General features: G+C 67.5%; 15 protein-coding genes. 2 read left to right on the forward strand and 13 right to left on the reverse strand.

Features of this window, described 5'->3' with window-relative positions:
* Positions 1–2: 2 nt before the first annotated feature.
* The 8 genes from PSELUDRAFT_RS09925 to PSELUDRAFT_RS09960 all read right to left on the reverse strand — a co-directional run bounded on the left by PSELUDRAFT_RS09925 (position 3) and on the right by PSELUDRAFT_RS09960 (position 9,917).
* Positions 3–2,066, reverse strand: a complete 2,064-nt coding sequence (locus tag PSELUDRAFT_RS09925; RefSeq protein WP_088966692.1) for a carbon starvation CstA family protein — start codon at positions 2,064–2,066, stop codon at positions 3–5.
* A gap of 348 nt (positions 2,067–2,414) precedes the next feature.
* Positions 2,415–3,863 (reverse strand): efflux transporter outer membrane subunit, encoded by a 1,449-nt coding sequence (locus PSELUDRAFT_RS09930; RefSeq protein ID WP_088966693.1) that lies wholly within the window; start codon positions 3,861–3,863, stop codon positions 2,415–2,417.
* Positions 3,860–4,738, reverse strand: a complete 879-nt coding sequence (locus PSELUDRAFT_RS09935) for an HlyD family secretion protein (protein ID WP_088966694.1) — start codon at positions 4,736–4,738, stop codon at positions 3,860–3,862. The genes PSELUDRAFT_RS09930 and PSELUDRAFT_RS09935 overlap by 4 nt, the downstream gene beginning before the upstream one ends.
* Positions 4,739–4,743: 5 nt before the next feature.
* Positions 4,744–4,944: a DUF1656 domain-containing protein gene (locus tag PSELUDRAFT_RS09940; protein ID WP_088966695.1), complete on the reverse strand. Its 201-nt coding sequence runs from the start codon at positions 4,942–4,944 to the stop codon at positions 4,744–4,746.
* On the reverse strand, positions 4,941–6,980 hold the full coding sequence (locus tag PSELUDRAFT_RS09945; RefSeq protein ID WP_088966696.1) for an FUSC family protein: 2,040 nt from the start codon (positions 6,978–6,980) through the stop codon (positions 4,941–4,943). Before PSELUDRAFT_RS09945 ends, PSELUDRAFT_RS09940 begins: the two co-directional genes overlap by 4 nt.
* On the reverse strand, positions 6,961–7,449 hold the full coding sequence (locus PSELUDRAFT_RS09950) for a MarR family winged helix-turn-helix transcriptional regulator (RefSeq protein WP_088966697.1): 489 nt from the start codon (positions 7,447–7,449) through the stop codon (positions 6,961–6,963). The genes PSELUDRAFT_RS09945 and PSELUDRAFT_RS09950 overlap by 20 nt, the downstream gene beginning before the upstream one ends.
* 196 nt (positions 7,450–7,645) lie before the next feature.
* On the reverse strand, positions 7,646–9,352 hold the full coding sequence (locus PSELUDRAFT_RS09955; RefSeq protein ID WP_088966698.1) for a ClcB-like voltage-gated chloride channel protein: 1,707 nt from the start codon (positions 9,350–9,352) through the stop codon (positions 7,646–7,648).
* Between the two features lie 289 nt (positions 9,353–9,641).
* Positions 9,642–9,917 carry a metal/formaldehyde-sensitive transcriptional repressor gene (locus PSELUDRAFT_RS09960; RefSeq protein WP_088966699.1) on the reverse strand — a complete coding sequence of 92 codons (276 nt, stop codon included), beginning with the start codon at positions 9,915–9,917 and terminating at the stop codon, positions 9,642–9,644.
* Between the two features lie 105 nt (positions 9,918–10,022).
* Between PSELUDRAFT_RS09960 and PSELUDRAFT_RS09965 the strand changes: the two genes are divergently transcribed.
* Positions 10,023–11,201, forward strand: a complete 1,179-nt coding sequence (locus PSELUDRAFT_RS09965) for a nickel/cobalt efflux transporter (RefSeq protein WP_088966700.1) — start codon at positions 10,023–10,025, stop codon at positions 11,199–11,201.
* 36 nt (positions 11,202–11,237) lie between these two features.
* Here PSELUDRAFT_RS09965 and PSELUDRAFT_RS19935 read toward each other — a convergent pair whose 3' ends face one another.
* From PSELUDRAFT_RS19935 to PSELUDRAFT_RS09985, 5 genes are read right to left on the reverse strand one after another with little or no spacing between them, the layout of a single operon-like run.
* Positions 11,238–11,369 (reverse strand): hypothetical protein, encoded by a 132-nt coding sequence (locus PSELUDRAFT_RS19935; protein ID WP_255374036.1) that lies wholly within the window; start codon positions 11,367–11,369, stop codon positions 11,238–11,240.
* Positions 11,370–11,397: 28 nt separating this feature from the next.
* The gene (locus PSELUDRAFT_RS09970) at positions 11,398–12,246 is read right to left on the reverse strand and encodes a sugar phosphate isomerase/epimerase (RefSeq protein ID WP_231895191.1); all 849 of its coding nucleotides are present in this window, start codon (positions 12,244–12,246) and stop codon (positions 11,398–11,400) included.
* On the reverse strand, positions 12,239–13,489 hold the full coding sequence (locus tag PSELUDRAFT_RS09975; protein ID WP_088966702.1) for an NAD(P)/FAD-dependent oxidoreductase: 1,251 nt from the start codon (positions 13,487–13,489) through the stop codon (positions 12,239–12,241). Before PSELUDRAFT_RS09975 ends, PSELUDRAFT_RS09970 begins: the two co-directional genes overlap by 8 nt.
* A gap of 13 nt (positions 13,490–13,502) precedes the next feature.
* Entirely contained in the window at positions 13,503–13,823 is a 321-nt protein-coding gene (locus tag PSELUDRAFT_RS09980) for a MocE family 2Fe-2S type ferredoxin (RefSeq protein ID WP_088966703.1), read from the reverse strand.
* Positions 13,824–13,845: 22 nt separating this feature from the next.
* Complete coding sequence (locus PSELUDRAFT_RS09985) at positions 13,846–14,931, reverse strand: fatty acid desaturase (RefSeq protein WP_088966704.1); 1,086 nt, start codon at positions 14,929–14,931, stop codon at positions 13,846–13,848.
* Between the two features lie 195 nt (positions 14,932–15,126).
* Here PSELUDRAFT_RS09985 and PSELUDRAFT_RS09990 point away from each other — a divergent pair, with 195 nt between their 5' ends.
* Complete coding sequence (locus tag PSELUDRAFT_RS09990; RefSeq protein ID WP_088966705.1) at positions 15,127–16,152, forward strand: LacI family DNA-binding transcriptional regulator; 1,026 nt, start codon at positions 15,127–15,129, stop codon at positions 16,150–16,152.
* The last annotated feature ends 199 nt before the right edge of the window (positions 16,153–16,351 follow it).

The following is a 16,351-nucleotide window of genomic DNA, read 5'->3' on the forward strand; positions in this document are numbered from 1 at the left end:
GTTCAGGCGCGGCCGGCTTCCACCGCCACCGGCGGGGTTTCGCGGGAGGTCGGCTGGCTGCTGCGCAGCGCCAGGCGGCAGGCACGCACACCATAGAACAGCACGCTGACCACCACCAGGATGAACAGCATGGTCATGGCGGCATCCAGTCGGTCGTTGAACACGATCTGGTGCATCTGCTCGACGCTCTTGGCCGGTGCCAGCAGCTTGCCGTCGGCGATGGCAGCCTGGTACTTGGCTGCATGCGCGAGGAAACCCACTTTCGGATTATCGGAGAATGCCTTCAGCCAGCCGGCGGTCAGCGTGCATACCAGCAGCCAGATGGTGGGCAGGATGGTCACCCAGGCGTAGCGCTCGCGCTTGAGCTTGAACAGCACCACGGTGGCCAGGATCAGCGCGATGGCGGCCAGCATCTGGTTGGAGATGCCGAACAGCGGCCACAGCGTGTTGATGCCGCCCAGCGGATCGACCACGCCCTGGTACAGGAAATAGCCCCAGGCTGCCACGCACAGGCAGGAGGCGGCCACGTTGGCCGGCAGCGAGTCGGTTTTCTTGAACCCCGGCACGAACAGCCCCAGCAGATCCTGCAGCATGAAGCGGCCGGCGCGGGTGCCGGCATCCACCGCGGTGAGGATGAACAGCGCTTCGAACAGGATGGCGAAGTGGTACCAGAACGCCTTCATGCCGTCGTTGCCGAACACCCGCGATAGGATCTCGGCCATGCCCACCGCCAGCGTCGGCGCGCCGCCGGCACGCGAGATGATGGTGTGTTCACCCAGCGTCTGCGCGGTGTGGGTCAGCATCTCGGGGGTAATCATGAAGCCGAACTGCGACACCGCCAGCGCCGCGCTTTCCGCGGTCTTGCCCAGCAGCGCGGCCGGGCTGTTCATGGCGAAGTAGATACCCGGTTCGATGCAGGCGGCGGCCACCAGCGCCATGATGGCGACGAAGGACTCCATCAGCATGCCACCGTAGCCGATGAACGGCGCGTGGGCTTCGTTTTCCAGCAGCTTGGGGGTGGTGCCGGAGGAAATCAGCGCGTGGAAGCCGGATACCGCGCCGCAGGCGATGGTGATGAACAGGAAGGGGAATACGCTGCCGGACCATACCGGGCCGCTACCGTCGATGAAGCGGGTGACCGACGGCATTTTCAGCTCCGGCATCACGATGACGATGCCGATGGCCAGGCCGACGATGGTGCCGATCTTCAGGAAGGTGGACAGGTAGTCACGCGGCGCCAGCAGCAGCCACACCGGCAGCACCGAGGCGATGGCGCCGTAGCAGATCAGGATCCAGGTCAGCTCCTTGCCGGTAAAGGTGAACAGGCCGGCAAGCGTCGGGCTGGCCGCCACCTGGCCGCCGCCGACAATCGCCAGCATCAGCAGCACGAAGCCGAGCAGCGATACCTCGCCGATGCGGCCCGGGCGGATATAGCGGGTGTAGATGCCCATGAACAGCGCAATCGGGATGGTGGCGCCCACGGTGAAGGTGCCCCACGGGCTGTCGGCCAGCGCCTTCACCACGATCAGTGCCAGCACTGCCAGCAGGATCACCATGATCATGAAGGTGCCGAACAGCGCGATGATGCCGGGCACCGGCCCCAGCTCGGACTTGATCAGCTCGCCCAGCGAGCGGCCATCGCGGCGGGTGGAGATGAACAGGATCATGAAATCCTGCACCGCACCGGCAAACACCGCACCGGCCAGCAGCCACAGCATGCCCGGCAGGTAGCCCAGTTGTGCGGCCAGCACCGGGCCTACCAGCGGGCCGGCGCCGGCAATGGCGGCGAAGTGGTGGCCGAACAGCACGTGCTTGTTGGTGGGCACGTAGTCCAGGCCGTCGTTCATGCGCACCGCCGGGGTGGCGCGGCGCGGGTCGAGCAGCATCACCTTGTCGGCGATGAAGCGGCTGTAGTAGCGGTAGGCGATCAGGTAAACGGAAACCGCGGCGGCAACGATCCACAGGGCGTTGATCGTTTCTCCACGATGCAGGGCGACGGTGCCGAGCGCGAACGCGCCGACAAGCGCCAGCAGTATCCACCCGAGGTGGCTGGCTAGGCGTTGCATGTTTTTCTCCAGTGCTGTGTGGTCTGTGTGTGCGGCCGCTGCCGTCTGTGCGGCTTGCCCGGCCGGGCTGTTGCTATTCTGGATCTGCGGCCAACGGGAAGGCGCACTGCTGTGCTGGCCGCCACGCAATATTACGTAGACATTGCTTTTCTTGCCTAGTCGCAGTGGTCGGCAATATGCGCCATGGCGTTTCAGGCCGCCGCCTGCCGCCGGGTGATGGCGCGCAGGCAGGGAAGCAGTTTCGCCAGCGGGAGGGAGTCAGGTACGCACGGGCGTGCGGCAGGTGCAGGGCAGGCGGCCGCGCCACGTGCGTGGCGGGCCGGGCTGCAGGAGGGAAGGAGGCTGGCCTTATTCCGCCGCTTTGGCCGGCTGGGCGCTAGGCTGCTCCCAGCCGCCGCCCAGTGCCAGGAACAGCGTCAGCTGATCCTGCGCCAGCTGGGCATCGGCAGCGGCCAGCGCGGCGTCGCTGCCGGCCAGGGTGCGGTCGGCATCCAGGCTGCTGGCGTAGGGGGCGCGGCCGGCGGTATACAGGCGGTGGTTGTCCTGCGCCGCCTTGCGGGCCTCGTCACGCGCGGCGCGCAGCGCGGCGTGGCGTTCCAGGTCCTTGGCATAGAAGGTCAGCGCGGTTTCGGTTTCGCGCAGCGCATTGAGCACCACGCCGTCGAAGCGCGCCAGTGCCGCGTCGGCGCCGGCCTTGGCCATTTTCACGCGGGCATGGGCGCCGCTGTCGGGAATGGTCCAGCTCAGCAGCGGCCCCAGCGCCCAGCGCGAGGTGCGGGTTTCGCCCATGTGTTCCAGCAGGCCGGTGTAGCCGGCCGAGGCGCCCAGGGTGATGCTGGGATACAGCTCGGCGGTGGCCACGCCGATGCTGGCGGTGGCTGCGGCCAACTGTCGCTCGGCTTCGCGGATGTCCGGGCGGCGCTTGAGCAGCGCGGCGCCATCGCCTATCGGCAGCGCTTGCGACAGCTGCGGCTCGCTGTCGCAGGCCACGGCACTGGCCGCCAGCTCGCCCGGTGCCTTGCCTTGCAGGGCGGCCAGCCGGTAGCGGGCGGCATCCTGCTCGGCCAGGTAGCGCGGCAGGTTGGCGCGCAAGGCTTCACCCTGGGCGCGGGCGCGTTCCAGGTCGGTGATGCGGCCGCGGCCGGCCGTCAGCAGTTGCTGCACGATGGCGGTATTGCGGTTCTGCAGTTCCAGCTCGTGTCTGGCGACGGTCAGCTGGTGGCTGGCCGAGCAGCCCTGCACATAGGCGCGGGCGGTTTCGGCGGCCACGGTGATGCGCACCAGGTCAACGGCGGCCTCGCTGGCCTGGCTGTTGGCGTGCGCGGCCTCGTCGGCACGCTTGAGCTTGCCGAACAGGTCGAGTTCGTAGCCGATCTTGATGCCGGCATCGCCTTCGTTCACCACCGGCAGGCGTTCTTCGATCAGGAAGGCCTCGCCGGATTCCTGCGCCTTGCGCGCGCCGATTTCCACCGCGGCATGCGGGTTGCGCTCGGCTCCGGTCCTGTCTTCCATCGCCAGTGCGCGCTGCAGGTTGGCCATGGCCACGCGCAGGTTGCTGTTGGAGGCCAGCGACTGGGCGATCAGCTGGTCCAGTTTCGGGTCGTGGTACAGCCGCCACCAGCCATCCGGCACCGGCTGGCTGGAAAACGCCTGATCCTTGCCGGCGATGAAGCTGCCGTTGGCCGCAGGCTTCTGCAGGGCGGCGGATTGCGGCACGGCGTAGTCAGGGCCGACCGTGGTGCAGGCGGTGAGGCCGAGCAGCAGCGCGCTGGCCAGCAGCGGGGCGGCGATTCTCATTGGCGGGTGTCCTTGTTGTGCACCGACACCGTGGCGGTGCGGCCGGCGATCAGGCGGAAGTCGGCCGGTACTTCATCCAGCGATACCCGTACCGGAATGCGCTGCGCCAGGCGCACCCAGTTGAAGGTGGGGTTGACGTTGGGCAGCAGCGCGTTGCCGTTGCTGCGGTCGCGGTCGTCGATGCCGGCGGCGATGCTCTGCACATGGCCGTGCAGCACGTGCTTGTCGCCCATGATCTGGATATCCACCGGCTCGTTGATCTGCACGCCGCCAAGCTTGGTTTCCTCGAAGTAGCCCACCACGTGGAAGGAGCGGGAATCCACTACCGACAGCACCGGGCGGCCGCTGCTGACGTAGTCGCCATTGCGCGGCACGCGGTCGTTCAGGTAGCCGTCCACCGGGCTTTTCACCTCGGTGCGTGCCAGGTTGAGGCGGGCCAGCTCCACTGCGCTGCTGGCGGCGGCCATGGCGGCTTCACCCTGTTCCACCTTGGCCTGGGCTTCTTCCTGCGCTTCCTTGGCCACCAGGTCGGACAGCTGCTTGTTGCGCGCCACTTCGCGCTTGGCCTGTGCCAGGCTGGCGCGCTGCGCCGCCAGGGCGGCTTCGGCCTGGTGTACCGCCAGCTGGTAGCGGCTGCGGTCGATGACGAACAGCACGTCGCCGCGCTTCACCAGCTGGTTGTCGGCGACATTCACCTGGGTGATCAGGCCGGAAACATCGGGCGCTACCTGCACGATGTCGGCGCTGATGCGGCCATCGCGGGTCCACGGGGCGTTGGTGTAGTAGTCCCACAGGTGGCGGGCCACCAGCAGGGCAATGGCCACGATGACCAGGGTCAGTGCAATCGGCCCGATGCGACGGAGGAGATTATTCATGGCGACTACCTTTGGGTGAGCGCAACCGTCACGCCAAGGACGATCACGAAAAGAGCAAAGTTGAACAGTGAGCGGTGCCAGATGATGCGGTACAGCCCGGTGTAGCCCAGTAGCAGGCGCAACAGGCTGGTTGCCGCGAAGGCGATCAGCATCAGCAGCAGCAGGCTGGGGATGTACACCCCGTAAATATCGATTTCGCCGATCATGCTCGGGCCTCTACGGATAATGGCGGCAGCGGCGCATAGGCCGGTGCCTGCGGAAACAGCGATACGCGCAGTTCCACCAGTGCATTGCGTGCCTCGTTGCCGGCAGTGCTGGCGCAGGCGATGGCATTGGCGATGGCGGTGTCCAGCTGGGTGAGCGCGGCAGCGGCGGGGGGCTGGAAGCTGCCGCTGTCGGCGCAGTGCTGGAAGTGCTTGCCCACCGACTGCAGCACGCTGTCGATGGCCTGGTGGGCCTTGTCCGGCAGGCGCAGCTCGTCGCGTTGCAGGTCCAGCGCGCTGAAGCCGACGCGCAGTTCGCGGAAGCCGTCGGTGAGGCTGTCGTCGCCGCTGGCGGCCAGGCGCGGCACCAGCAGCCCCAGGCGGTCCAGCATCAGCGAGGTCAGGCGCGGGTAGTCGTCGCTATGGCGGCCGGCGGCGGCATGCGCCAGGTCGCGCCAGCTGGTGTGCACCAGGCGGCGCAGCGCCAGGTCGGTGCCGAACGGGCGTGTCAGCAGGGTCCAGATCAGCGCCAGCAGGCCGCCCACGGCACCGGCGACGTTGCCGTTGACGTAGGAAGTGAAGTCCGCGTTGTAGGCGCCCTGGATGCCGACGAAGTTGGCGGTGTTCACCGCCAGCAGCATGGCGATCATGCTGAAGCGCGGCTGCGAGATGAAGGTGCCGATCAGCAGGAAGGGCACCGCCAGCAGCGCCACCAGGGTTTCGAAGTTCTGCGACGACGGCAGCACCGCGAACAGCAGCACGCCGCCCAGCACGATGCTCACCACCGTCCACACGAAGAAGGTCTGGATGAAGGGCGCCGGCTCGTCCAGCGCGGCAAAGAAGCAGCAGGCCACCGCGCCCAGGATCACCGCGCTGGCGCCGTCGGCCCAGCCGGAGCCTATCCACAACTGGCAGCCCAGGAAGATGGCCAGCGAGGCGGAGGCGGCGGAAAACAGCAGCATGCCGAAATCGTAGTGGCGGGTGTCGGCGCTGACTTCCCAGCGGCGGTAGGCCGGCTGCCAGCTGGCGTCATGCTGCTCGCTGGCGATCAGCAGGCGCAGCGTCTGGCAGTCCTGCCACAGGTTCACCAACGCGCGCAGGCGCATGCGCGCGGTGCCCAGCAGCAGCGCCGACCAGTGTTCCTGCGCTTCATCGTCGTCCAGTTGCTGGTGCAGCAGGCGCGCCTGCTGCCGGTAGTTGTCGCTGTCCGGGTCCAGCGCCAGCCAGGCGGCGATTTCCGCCATCAGCGCTTCCAGCTCCGCCGGCACGCCGCCGGGCTGCTGGCGCAGGGTGGCCAGCAGGCTGGACAGCGACTCAAGGATGGGCAGCAGCATGCTCATGCGTGCACGCAGTTCGCGGGCGTACTGGGTGGTGCTGCGGCTGGCCGAGTCGTAGGACAGCTGGCTGATCAGCTGATCCAGCGCCAGGATGTCTGCGGCCAACCTGTGGCGGCTGCTGGCGCCGGCCTGCCCGTTGCCGGGTAGCAGCGCCGCCGCCGCCCAGGTGCCGGCATCGCGCAGCCAGCCGTCGATGCGTTGCGCCAGCACGGTGGAGACGCGCGAGGGGAATATCAGGCCGGAGACCACGCTGGCGCAGACGATGCCCAGCAGGATCTCCTCGCTGCGCGCCACGGCGATATCGAACACCTGCAGCGGTGCGGATACCGCGGGCAGGGCGATCATCGGCATGGTGTAGGCCGACAGCATGAACAGGTAGTTGCGCGGGCTGCGGTCCAGCAGCGACAGGTACAGCAGCGTGCCGGTCCACAGCGCGATCACCAGGCTGAGCAGGGTGGGGGCGTCGATCAGCATCGGCACGAACAGCACCGCGGCGGCGGCGCCGAGCAGGGTGCCGCCCACGCGGTACACCGCCTTGGAGCGGGTGGCGCCGGTGAGCGGGTGCGACACGATGTACACGCTGCCCATGGCCCAGTACGGGCGCGGCAGGCCCAGCAGCAGGGCGATGTACAGCGCCAGCATCGCTGCGGCGAATACCTTGGCGGAAAACAGCCAGTCGCGTTTAGTCGGCAGCGAGATCATTGTCGCGCTCCTTGCTGCTGCCCCTGGCCGGCAGTTGTTCGGCGGCCTGCTGCAGTACCTTGAACACCCGCAGCGCGGCCTCCAGGTCGGGTGCGCTGATGTCGGCGAATACCCGCGCGCGCAGCATCACCAGCTGCGCTTCGATCTGGGTCACGATGTCGCGCCCGGCCGCGGTGAACCACAGGGTTTTCACCCGCCGGTCCAGCGGCGATTTCTCGCGGTGCACCAGGCCTGCCAGGCTCAGCTGGTCGATGATGCGCACCATCGACGCAGGCTCGATGGTGAGGGCATCGGCCAGCTCGCTCTGGCTGACGCCCTCGCCCAGGCGGCCGATGAACAACATGGCCGAGCCGCAGGAGGTGGAAATACCGTATTGCCCCAGCGTGTCCTGGGCGATCTGCTGCCACAGCACGCCCATGGGCCGCAGGCTGCCGGTGAATTTCAGGCGGAGTTGATCGATGTCGGTCATGGTGGTGGCTGACGCGGTGGCGGCTATTAATGAATAGCTGCATTTTAGCCATTTCGTTGTTTAGTTAGCAAGCTAATCATTTAGTGCGTTACCAATGTGACAAGCCAGATGCGCGGCAGAAAGGAGCGGGAGCCCCAGCCGGCGGCAGCGGCCGGGCGGAGGGGCGATACGGGAAGGGAATGTGGCGGCGGCAGGCTCAGGAGCCGGCCAGCACCTGCAGCCGCTGCAGCACCTGGCGCTTGCTGACCACGCCGAGAAAGCGGCGGCTGTCCAGGTCTTCGACCACCGGGATGCGCTCCAGCGGGCTGCTGGCGAACAGCGACCAGGCATCCTTGAGGCCGGCCCTGGCCGGCAGCAGCTCGAAGCTGGTTTCGATCAGCCCGGCAATGCTGTCGTCCAGCCGGTGCCCGTCGCGGCACAGCTCGGCGGCCAGGCGGTGGATGGAGACCACGCCGGCAAAGCGGCCGTCGGCATCGATGACGTACAGGTAGCGGGTGCGCGTCTGCTGGAAGCAGACGTTGGCCGCAGCCAGGGTGTGGGTGGGGGAAAGATGCACGGCAACCGGCTCAAGCAGCGACATCAACTCGGCATCGTGCAGCGCATCCACCTTGGCCAGCCGGGCACGTCGGCGGTTCAGCACCTCGTACAGCGAATCGGTGCGGAACAGCCGCGCCACGGCGTAGGCCAGCACGCTGCCGGCCATCAGTGGCAACAGCAGTCCGGCGTTCATGGTCATTTCGAACACCATCAGGATGGCCATCAGCGGGGCGTGGCTGACCGCCGCCATGAACGCGCCCATGCCCACCAGCGCGATCAGGCCGCCATCGCCTTGCGGCAGCATGGGCGCCAGCGTCAGCAGCTGGGCGAGCAGGGCACCCAGCGCCGCGCCGATGAACAGCGACGGGGTGAAGATGCCGCCCACGGCGCCGGAGCCCACGATCAGCGCGGTGGCGGCGATCTTGGCGAGCAGCGTCCACGGCAGCGGCGCCGACATGGGGTGGCCCTGCAGGATATCGATGATGGGGGCGTAGCCGTTGCCGCAGACTTCGGGAATGAACACGGCGATGCCGCCCATCAGCAGCCCGCCCAGCGCCATGCGCCAGGGCAGGGCGAGCGGCAGGCGCCGGAAGCTTTGCCGGCCGTACTGCAGCAGGCGCAGGAACAGCGGCGCCAGCAGGCCGGCCAGCAGGCCGATGGGCACGATCAGCAAATACACCCCCAGCCCCGGGGAGGCGATGCCGGCGCCGAGCGCGAACGGCGCATCGTGGCTGCCGCTGGCCAGCATGGCCAGCGAGGCGGACACCGAGGCGGCAAACAGCGGCAGCAGCAGATCGACGGTAATGGCGCCCAGCACTATCTCGGCCACGAACATCGCCCCGGCCAGCGGCGTGTGGTACACCGAGGCCAGGCCGGCGGCGGCGCCGCAGGCGGTGAGCAGCCGCAGCTGGCGCTCGCTGGCCCAGCGACGGCCGGCCAGCGAGCCGGTGAGTGCGGCCAACTGCACCATGGCGCCTTCGCGGCCGATGGAGCCGGCCGACACGATGGACGCCAGCGACGACAGGCTGCGCAGCAGGGAGGGGGCAGGCGGGATGCGGCCATCGCCATCTGCTACCGCATCCATGTATTCACTGTTGGCCGCACCGTATTTCTTGTGGGCGTAATACAGCAGCAGGCCGGCCAGCGCACCGCCCAGCGCCGGTACCAGCAGGCGCCACCACCAGTCCAGCTGCGCCACGATGCGCGTGATGTCCTGTGCCGAGCCGAACAGCAGCCGGTAGCCCCAGTCGATGGCATGGCGGAACAGGCTGGTGACGCCGGCAGCCAGGATGCCGATCGGCACCGCCAGCAGCAGGTTGCGGGCGTGGCTGCTGAGGCGTTCGGTGAGGCGGAAAACGGGCAGCATGGCGAGGGTCGCGGCTCGGGTTGAGCGGTGTGGGTGATGGCTGGGCATTATAGCCAGCCTGGCGCCCCGGTTTGCCGCTGGTGAGGGCCGGCGCTGGCTGCAAAGCCGCCGGGGCAGGCCCGCACAGTGGCCGGAAGTACAGGTCGGCTGGAGAAATCCATACCGTCAACTAGTGTGAATCGTGTTTCCCCGGTGTTGGAGTGCAGTGCTTTGATGCGAGTAGTAAAGCTCCCTTGCCCCTCCCCGCGGCCCGCGCCGGGAGGGGTTTCTTTTCATGCCGCCGCAATGCTTACTTCATGTAGCTGCGGATCACGCCGATAACCTGCTCCAGGTCCTCGCCGCGCTGTTGCGGGTCGCCGGCTTCCGGCCCCAGGTGCTCGCGCAGATGACCTTCCAGTACCTCCGCCATCAGGCCGTTGATCGCACCGCGTATCGACGCGATCTGCTGTAGTACCGCGTTGCAGTCGCTATCGGTTTCCAGCGCCTTTTCCAGCCCCTCTGCCTGCCCCTTGATGCGGCGAATGCGCGCCAGCAGCTGCTGTTTGCCCTTGATGGTATGTGCCATGAGTCAGTCCGTCTTATCGTTCATCTAGTATAGTGGGGTATAGTATATTGCGCGACGGGCGAGCGATAGCCGCTGGCCGGCGTTTCCACTTTCCAGGGGCCATTCATGCCACCCATTGCCGAGCTGATCCAGCAAGGTGCCACCAATCTGTGGCTGTTCATTCCCGCCGCCATTCTGCTGGGGGCGCTGCACGGGCTGGAGCCCGGCCATTCCAAGACCATGATGGCGTCGTTCATCATCGCCATCCGCGGCACCATTGCCCAGGCCGTGTTGCTGGGCCTGTGCGCGGCGCTGTCGCATTCGCTGGTGGTATGGGTGCTGGCGGCGGTGGCGCTGAAGTTCGGCAACCAGCTGATCGCCGAGCAGGCCGAGCCTTATTTCATGGTGCTGTCGGGCGCCATCGTGATCGGGGTGGCGCTGTGGATGTTCATGCGCACGCGCTGGGACGATTTGGCCGCACGCGCCCAGCAGCATGCGCCGCATGGCGGCCGCATCATCAATACCGGCCATGGCGTGGTGGAGCTGCTGCTGCACGAGGACGGCGTACCGCCGCGCTTCCGCCTGTATGGCTACGACCACCACATGCAGCCGACGGTGTTCCAGCCGCAGGAGCAGGTCAGCCTGGAGACCATACGTCCGGACGGCGAGCGGCAGAGCTTCACGCTGCAGGCGCAGGGCAAGTACCTGGAGTCGCAGCACACCGTTCCGGAGCCGCACGCGTTCGAGGTGCTGCTCAGCATCGGCCATGGCGATCACGCGCACCAGTTCGTGGTGAGCTACCGCGAAGACGGCCACGAGCACGAACACGCCGCCCATGCCGGGCACCATCATTACCACGATCATCATGAGCACCATCATCATGACCATGCGCACGATCACCAGCATGCGCATCAGGCCGGCGGCGAGTACCAGGATGCCCACGAGCGCGCCCATGCCGAAGACATCCGCCGCCGTTTTGCCGGCCGCGAAGTCAGCACCGCGCAGATCGCCATGTTCGGGCTTACCGGCGGGCTGATGCCCTGCCCGGCGTCGGTCACCATCCTGATGATCTGCCTGCACCTGAAGCGCTTTACCCTGGGCGTGGCCATGGTGGCCTCGTTCAGCATCGGGCTGGCGATTTCGCTGGTCAGCGTGGGGGTGATTGCCGCCTGGGGCGCGCGCCAGGTGCACAAGCGCTTTGGCGGGCTGGGGGAGGTCGCCCGCAAGATGCCGTATCTGTCCAGCGTGCTGATGATGGTGGTGGGGCTGGTGATGGGCTTGCAGGGGCTGACGCATATCGTTTGAACGACAGGCTGCCGCCAGGAAAGACAAAGCCGCTCCTTATCGAGCGGCTTTGTCGTTTGCGGCCAACGGTAGCGCCACCGCAAGGCCGTGGCGGTAGCCGCGCACCCGCATTGCGGCGGTGTCGGCGCTAAGCAGGAAGCGCGCCTTGCGGATACCGCTGCTGCCCATGGGCCGGCGCCCGCCATGCTGGGCTGCCTTATTGTGCGTCGGCTAGCATGCTGGCCTGTTGCCAGGCCGCCTCGGCGATGCGCTTGAGTTGCAGCGACTCCTGCCAGCGGTCGGTGATGTCCAGGCCGTCGGCGCCGGTGATGGCGTACGGCGCCGGCCCCAGCTCGCAGGTGAATGACAGCGTGTCGCCGCTGCCGGCGCGCTGCAGCCAGTGCTGCATGCCGTAGCGCCACCAGTCCTGGAACACCGCCAGCCATGGCTGATGCTGCGGGTAGCCCAGCGGCACCTGCACCTGGTGGCCGTTGGACACCCGGCCGTGAAAGCCCCGGCTGTGCTGCAGGATGCGGCGGATCTGGCGCTGGTCCTCCTCGGCCGGCGGCAGCGGCAGCTCGCGCGCCACCACGTAGTGCGACAGGTCGGCCAGCAGCTTGAGGTCGGGTAGCTGGTCCAGCACGTCCAGCATGAACAGCAGGTCGTTGCTCAGCCGGTAGCGGTGGGTTTCCAGCAGCACCGGGAAGTCCACCTGCTCCGCCAGCCGCTGCCAGCCTTCCAGCACCCGCACCGCCTCGCGCACACTGCGCGGGCGCAGGTCGGCCTGGATGGTGATGTGATGGCAGCCGAACTCGCTGCCCAGTTCCAGTGCCGGCTGCAGGCCGTCGATATCGGTGGGGAACACCTGCCCCTCGGCCTGCAGGCCCAGTGCCGTGGCGCTGGCAGCCAGCCGCTGCACATGCGCGCGCTGGTAGTAGTGGTCGGTAAAGCCGTCAAAGCCGGCGGCGGCCAGCTGCTGCAGGTTTTCCTCCACGCTGCGGCTGTGGCCGTGGTGGATGTTCTCCATCGCCCACATCGACTGGAACACCAGGAAACGTTTAGTCACGGCTTGCCCCTTTCAGCAGGGTCTTCAGGGTGATGTCGGGTGTGGCCAGCGCTGCCGGCTCCAGCACCTTGCCGCTGGCGATCAGCATTTCCGCCAGCTTGATGTCGCGGGCGATGCTGTTGCCGGCGCCCCAGCCGCAGGCGCCCTGCAGGCGGCCCGCCGCATCGAGGTGGAACAGCAGCAGGCCGCCGTCCGGCAGTTCGCGGCTGACACAGTTGGCCGCAGCCGGCAGGCTGCCCACCAGTTGCAGGCTGTGGTCGAACTGGTCGGACCAGAACCAGGTCAGCGCGGCATACGGTTCGTCCGCGCCCAGCAGGCTGCGCGCCACGTGGCGCCCCTGCTCCTCGGCATTGCGCCAGGTTTCCAGCCGCAGCGGCAGGCCGCTTTGCGGGCAGGGGAACTCGCAGGCGTCGCCCACTGCGTAGATGTGCGCATCGCTGCTCTGCAGCCGTTCATCGACGCGGATGCCGCTGCCAACCGCCAGCCCGGCGGCGGCGGCCAGCTCGGTATTGGGCTGGATGCCTATGCCCACCACCACGCTGTCGCAGGGCAGGCGCTCGCCATCGGCCAGCTCCGCCGCCGCCACGCTGCCGCTGCCGATAAAGCCGCGCAGGCTGCAGCCCAGCCGCACCGTTACACCATGCTCCTGATGCAGTTGCAGCAGGCGTGCGGAGATGGCCGGCGGCAGCGCGCGTGCGGCCAACCTGTCGCCGGCTTCCAGCACGGTGACCTGGCAGCCCAGCTGGCTGGCGCTGGCCGCCACCTCCAGGCCGATGAAGCCGCCGCCCACCACCACCAGCCGCTGGCCGGCTTGCAGCCGGGGCCGCAGCGCGGCGGCGTCGTCCAGGGTGCGCAGCAGCTGGATGCCGGCAAGATTGGCACCCGGCAACGTGGCCTGGCGCGCGCGGCCGCCGGTGGCCAGCAGCAGCTTGTGGTAGCCCAGTGTGCGGCCGTCATGCAGGGTGATCTGCCGGCTGGCGGGGGCGATGGCGCTGACGCGGGTGGCGGCGAGGCGTTCGATGTCCAGCCGCTGGTACTGCTCGCTGCTGCCGATATGGCAGTCAGCGGGTGGCTGGCTGCCCAGCAGTAGCTGCTTGGACAGCGCCGGGCGCTCGTAGGGCAGGTGCGGCTCGTCGCCGATCAGCAGCAGGCGGCCGGCGTAGCCCTGTTCGCGCAGCGCCAGCGCGGCGCGGCCGCCGGCGTGGCCGGCGCCGACGATGATGATGGGGTCGGGTGGGTGCATGGCGTGGCTCCGTTCAGGCATCGGCCAGGGCGATCCACACCTGGCCGGCTTCCAGTTTTACCGGGTAGGTCGGCAGGTTCACGCACACCGGCGCGCCCAGCGCCTTGCCGCTGCGGTAGTCGAAGCGGCCGTTGTGCTTGGGGCATTCGATGATGTGGTCCATCACCAGGCCGTCGGCCAGGTGCACCTTCTCGTGGCTGCAGTGGCCGGCGGTGGCGTAGAACTGGTCGTCCGGCGCGCGGTAGATGGCGTAGCTGTGGCCGGCGTGGTCGAAGCGCAGCACGTCTTCCTGCTCGATGTCGTCGATGCCGCAGGCGGCTATCCAGTGGCTCATGGTGGTCTCCTGGTATGTGTTGTCAGGCCGGGCTGCCGGCGGTAACAGGGTTGGCCGCAAGCGCGGTGTGGGCGGGGGCCGGCGGCAGCTGGCGTGGAATGGTGTAGTCGGGGTCGGTGCGCTGGCGCCACAGCGCGGGGATGATCTCGCGGTAGGCATGCAGCAGGCCGGGGTGGGCCGGCGGGCACTGCTCGCGGATCAGCGCGTGCAGCCTGGGCAGGTTGTAGAACGGCACCATCGGGAACATGTGGTGCTCCACGTGGTAGTTCATCTTCATGTACAGGAAGGCGAACAGCGGGTTGAAGATCACGGTGCGGGTGTTGAGGCGATGGTCCAGCACGTTCTCGGCCAGGCCGGCGTGCTGGGTGATGTTGAACAGCTGGGTGAGCGGCGAGCCGTAGAAGCGCGGCAGCACGATGAACATCGCCGGCAGGATGCTGTGGCAGTACACGCAGGCGGCGATGGTGGCGGCAAAGATCAGGGTGTAGAGCTGGCTTGCGCGGATCATGCGGCCAACCTCCGACGCCGGCACGAAGGAGCGGGTGGCGCTGCTGACGCTGCCGAAGGCATGGCGGATGGTGCGCAGGAATTCGATGCTGCCGGACTTCAGGAAGAACACGTCGGCGAACAGCCCGGCCAGGCGGATGGGGCGCGGAAAGGCGATTTCGCGGTCGTTGCCGACGATGATGGTGTCGGTGTGGTGGCGGGCGTGGCTCCAGCGCCAGAACACGGTTTCGTGCAGCGCCAGGAAGGAAGTGAGCTGGAAGAAGAGGCTGTTCAGCCAGCCGCTGCGAAACGGCGTGCCGTGCGACAGCTCGTGCGAGCCGTGCTCGCCGGCGGCGTACAGCAGGCCGTAGAGCAGGAAGGCCGGCAGCGCCCACGGCGTGCCCCAGGCGTGGTAGGCCAGCACGCCGCTGCCGATCAGCAGCAGCAGCCAGCTGCCCAGGTATTTCAGCGCCTGCCAGTCGCTGCGCTGCATCAGCTGCTTCATGGTCTTGCGGTCCACCTGGCAGGCGTACCACTGCGCCGACACCAGGCCGCGCTCGGCGGCCTGCTGGCCGCAGGGGCCTTCGAGACTGTAGTCCCGCGCTATCGTGTTTTTTATCATTTTCTATCATTCTCCTCTATGTGTTTTCTTGATCGATGCCACCGCACGGCCTTGAAGTGAATCAAGGTTGAAGCGCGGTAAATCGAGTATAATCAGCAAGGTGAAAGCCACAATCCGCTGGCCTCACTTTGCATCAGTTGCTATCAGTGCATGCATTGATAGGCTTGATAGAAACCATCAACACGGAGCAGGCGCATGGGGCCGACAATGGCGGATGTGGCCAGGGAAGCAGGCGTAGGCGTGGCCACGGTGGACCGGGTGATCAACAAGCGCGCCAGCGTCAGCCAGGACACCGCCGAGCGGGTGCTGGCGGCGGCGGAGAAGCTGGGCTTTCGCCGCGCCAGCCTGATCCGCAACCGCATTGACGAGCGCACTGCCGGCTACCGGCTGGGCTTCGTGCTGCAAAAAAGCAGCACGCCGTTCTACAAGGAGCTGGGCGCAGTGCTGGAAGCCGTTACCCGGGAGCAGCTGGTGCCGGCCGGGCGGCCGCTGGTGTCGTTTCTGGACGAGCTGACGCCGGAGCAGGTGGTGGCGCGGCTGTGGGAGCTAAGCCGCAAATGCGACGCCATCGCCGTGGTGGCGGCGGATCACCCGCTGGTGAGCCAGGCGATAGATGCCATCACCGCCGGCGGCACGCCGGTGTTCGCGCTGATCTCGGACCTTACCGCCGACAGTTGCAGCGGCTATGTCGGCATCGACCACCGCAAGGTTGGCCGCACCGCCGCCTGGGCCATTGCCGAGCTGGCGCCGGAGCCGGGCAAGGTGGGGGTGATCGTGGGCAGCCACCGCTACCTGTGCCAGGAACAGAGCGAGATGAGTTTCCGTTCCTACTTTCGCGAGCACGCGCCGCAGTTCCAGTTGCTGGAAACGCTGGTGAGCCTGGAGGACATCTCGCTGGCGCAGGTGGCCACACTGCAGCTGCTGAAGCAGCACCCCGACCTGTGCGGCATTTACATTGCCGGCGGCGGCATCGAGGGGGTGATCCAGGCCTTGCAGGCCGGCGATGCGCCGCGCGAGCTGGTGACGATCTGCCTGGACCTGACCGCGGTAACCCGCCAGGCGCTGATCGACCGTCGCATCAATATGGTGCTGTCGCACCCGCAGGAGTGGATGGCCAGCCGGCTGGTGGAGGCCATGGCCTCGGCGGTACAGCACAAGGCGCCGCGTGGCTCGTTGCAGAGCACGCTGCCGTTTGTTACCTACACTGCGGCCAACGTATAGCCCGGCAGGCAGCACTGGCGCGCGTCCGGGGCGTGCATAGCTCGGCGGCTCCAGCTATGCTTTCGAGTAGGGATGCCTGTTGCGTGGGCCTGGTCGTAAAGGGGGGCGCCGGGTGATGGGTATGCCGTGATGTTGGCTGCTGTCATGACAGAAGCCGGCATCGATGCTGTTGGCTGTGCGCCTTGCACCATGCCGGCAA

The organism is Vogesella sp. LIG4 (assembly GCF_900090205.1).
GTDB lineage: Bacteria > Pseudomonadota > Gammaproteobacteria > Burkholderiales > Chromobacteriaceae > Vogesella.

Excerpts from the sequence above, each read along its gene's own strand:
- PSELUDRAFT_RS09925 (WP_088966692.1), bottom strand. The coding sequence starts at position 2,066 with ATGCAACGCCTAGCCAGCCACCTCGGGTGGATACTGCTGGCGCTTGTC.
- PSELUDRAFT_RS09930 (WP_088966693.1), bottom strand. The coding sequence starts at position 3,863 with ATGAGAATCGCCGCCCCGCTGCTGGCCAGCGCGCTGCTGCTCGGCCTC.
- PSELUDRAFT_RS09935 (WP_088966694.1), bottom strand. The coding sequence starts at position 4,738 with ATGAATAATCTCCTCCGTCGCATCGGGCCGATTGCACTGACCCTGGTC.
- PSELUDRAFT_RS09940 (WP_088966695.1), bottom strand. The coding sequence starts at position 4,944 with ATGATCGGCGAAATCGATATTTACGGGGTGTACATCCCCAGCCTGCTG.
- PSELUDRAFT_RS09945 (WP_088966696.1), bottom strand. The coding sequence starts at position 6,980 with ATGATCTCGCTGCCGACTAAACGCGACTGGCTGTTTTCCGCCAAGGTA.
- PSELUDRAFT_RS09950 (WP_088966697.1), bottom strand. The coding sequence starts at position 7,449 with ATGACCGACATCGATCAACTCCGCCTGAAATTCACCGGCAGCCTGCGG.
- PSELUDRAFT_RS09955 (WP_088966698.1), bottom strand. The coding sequence starts at position 9,352 with ATGCTGCCCGTTTTCCGCCTCACCGAACGCCTCAGCAGCCACGCCCGC.
- PSELUDRAFT_RS09960 (WP_088966699.1), bottom strand. The coding sequence starts at position 9,917 with ATGGCACATACCATCAAGGGCAAACAGCAGCTGCTGGCGCGCATTCGC.
- PSELUDRAFT_RS09965 (WP_088966700.1), top strand. The coding sequence starts at position 10,023 with ATGCCACCCATTGCCGAGCTGATCCAGCAAGGTGCCACCAATCTGTGG.
- PSELUDRAFT_RS19935 (WP_255374036.1), bottom strand. The coding sequence starts at position 11,369 with ATGGGCAGCAGCGGTATCCGCAAGGCGCGCTTCCTGCTTAGCGCCGAC.
- PSELUDRAFT_RS09975 (WP_088966702.1), bottom strand. The coding sequence starts at position 13,489 with ATGCACCCACCCGACCCCATCATCATCGTCGGCGCCGGCCACGCCGGC.
- PSELUDRAFT_RS09980 (WP_088966703.1), bottom strand. The coding sequence starts at position 13,823 with ATGAGCCACTGGATAGCCGCCTGCGGCATCGACGACATCGAGCAGGAA.
- PSELUDRAFT_RS09985 (WP_088966704.1), bottom strand. The coding sequence starts at position 14,931 with ATGATAAAAAACACGATAGCGCGGGACTACAGTCTCGAAGGCCCCTGC.
- PSELUDRAFT_RS09990 (WP_088966705.1), top strand. The coding sequence starts at position 15,127 with ATGGGGCCGACAATGGCGGATGTGGCCAGGGAAGCAGGCGTAGGCGTG.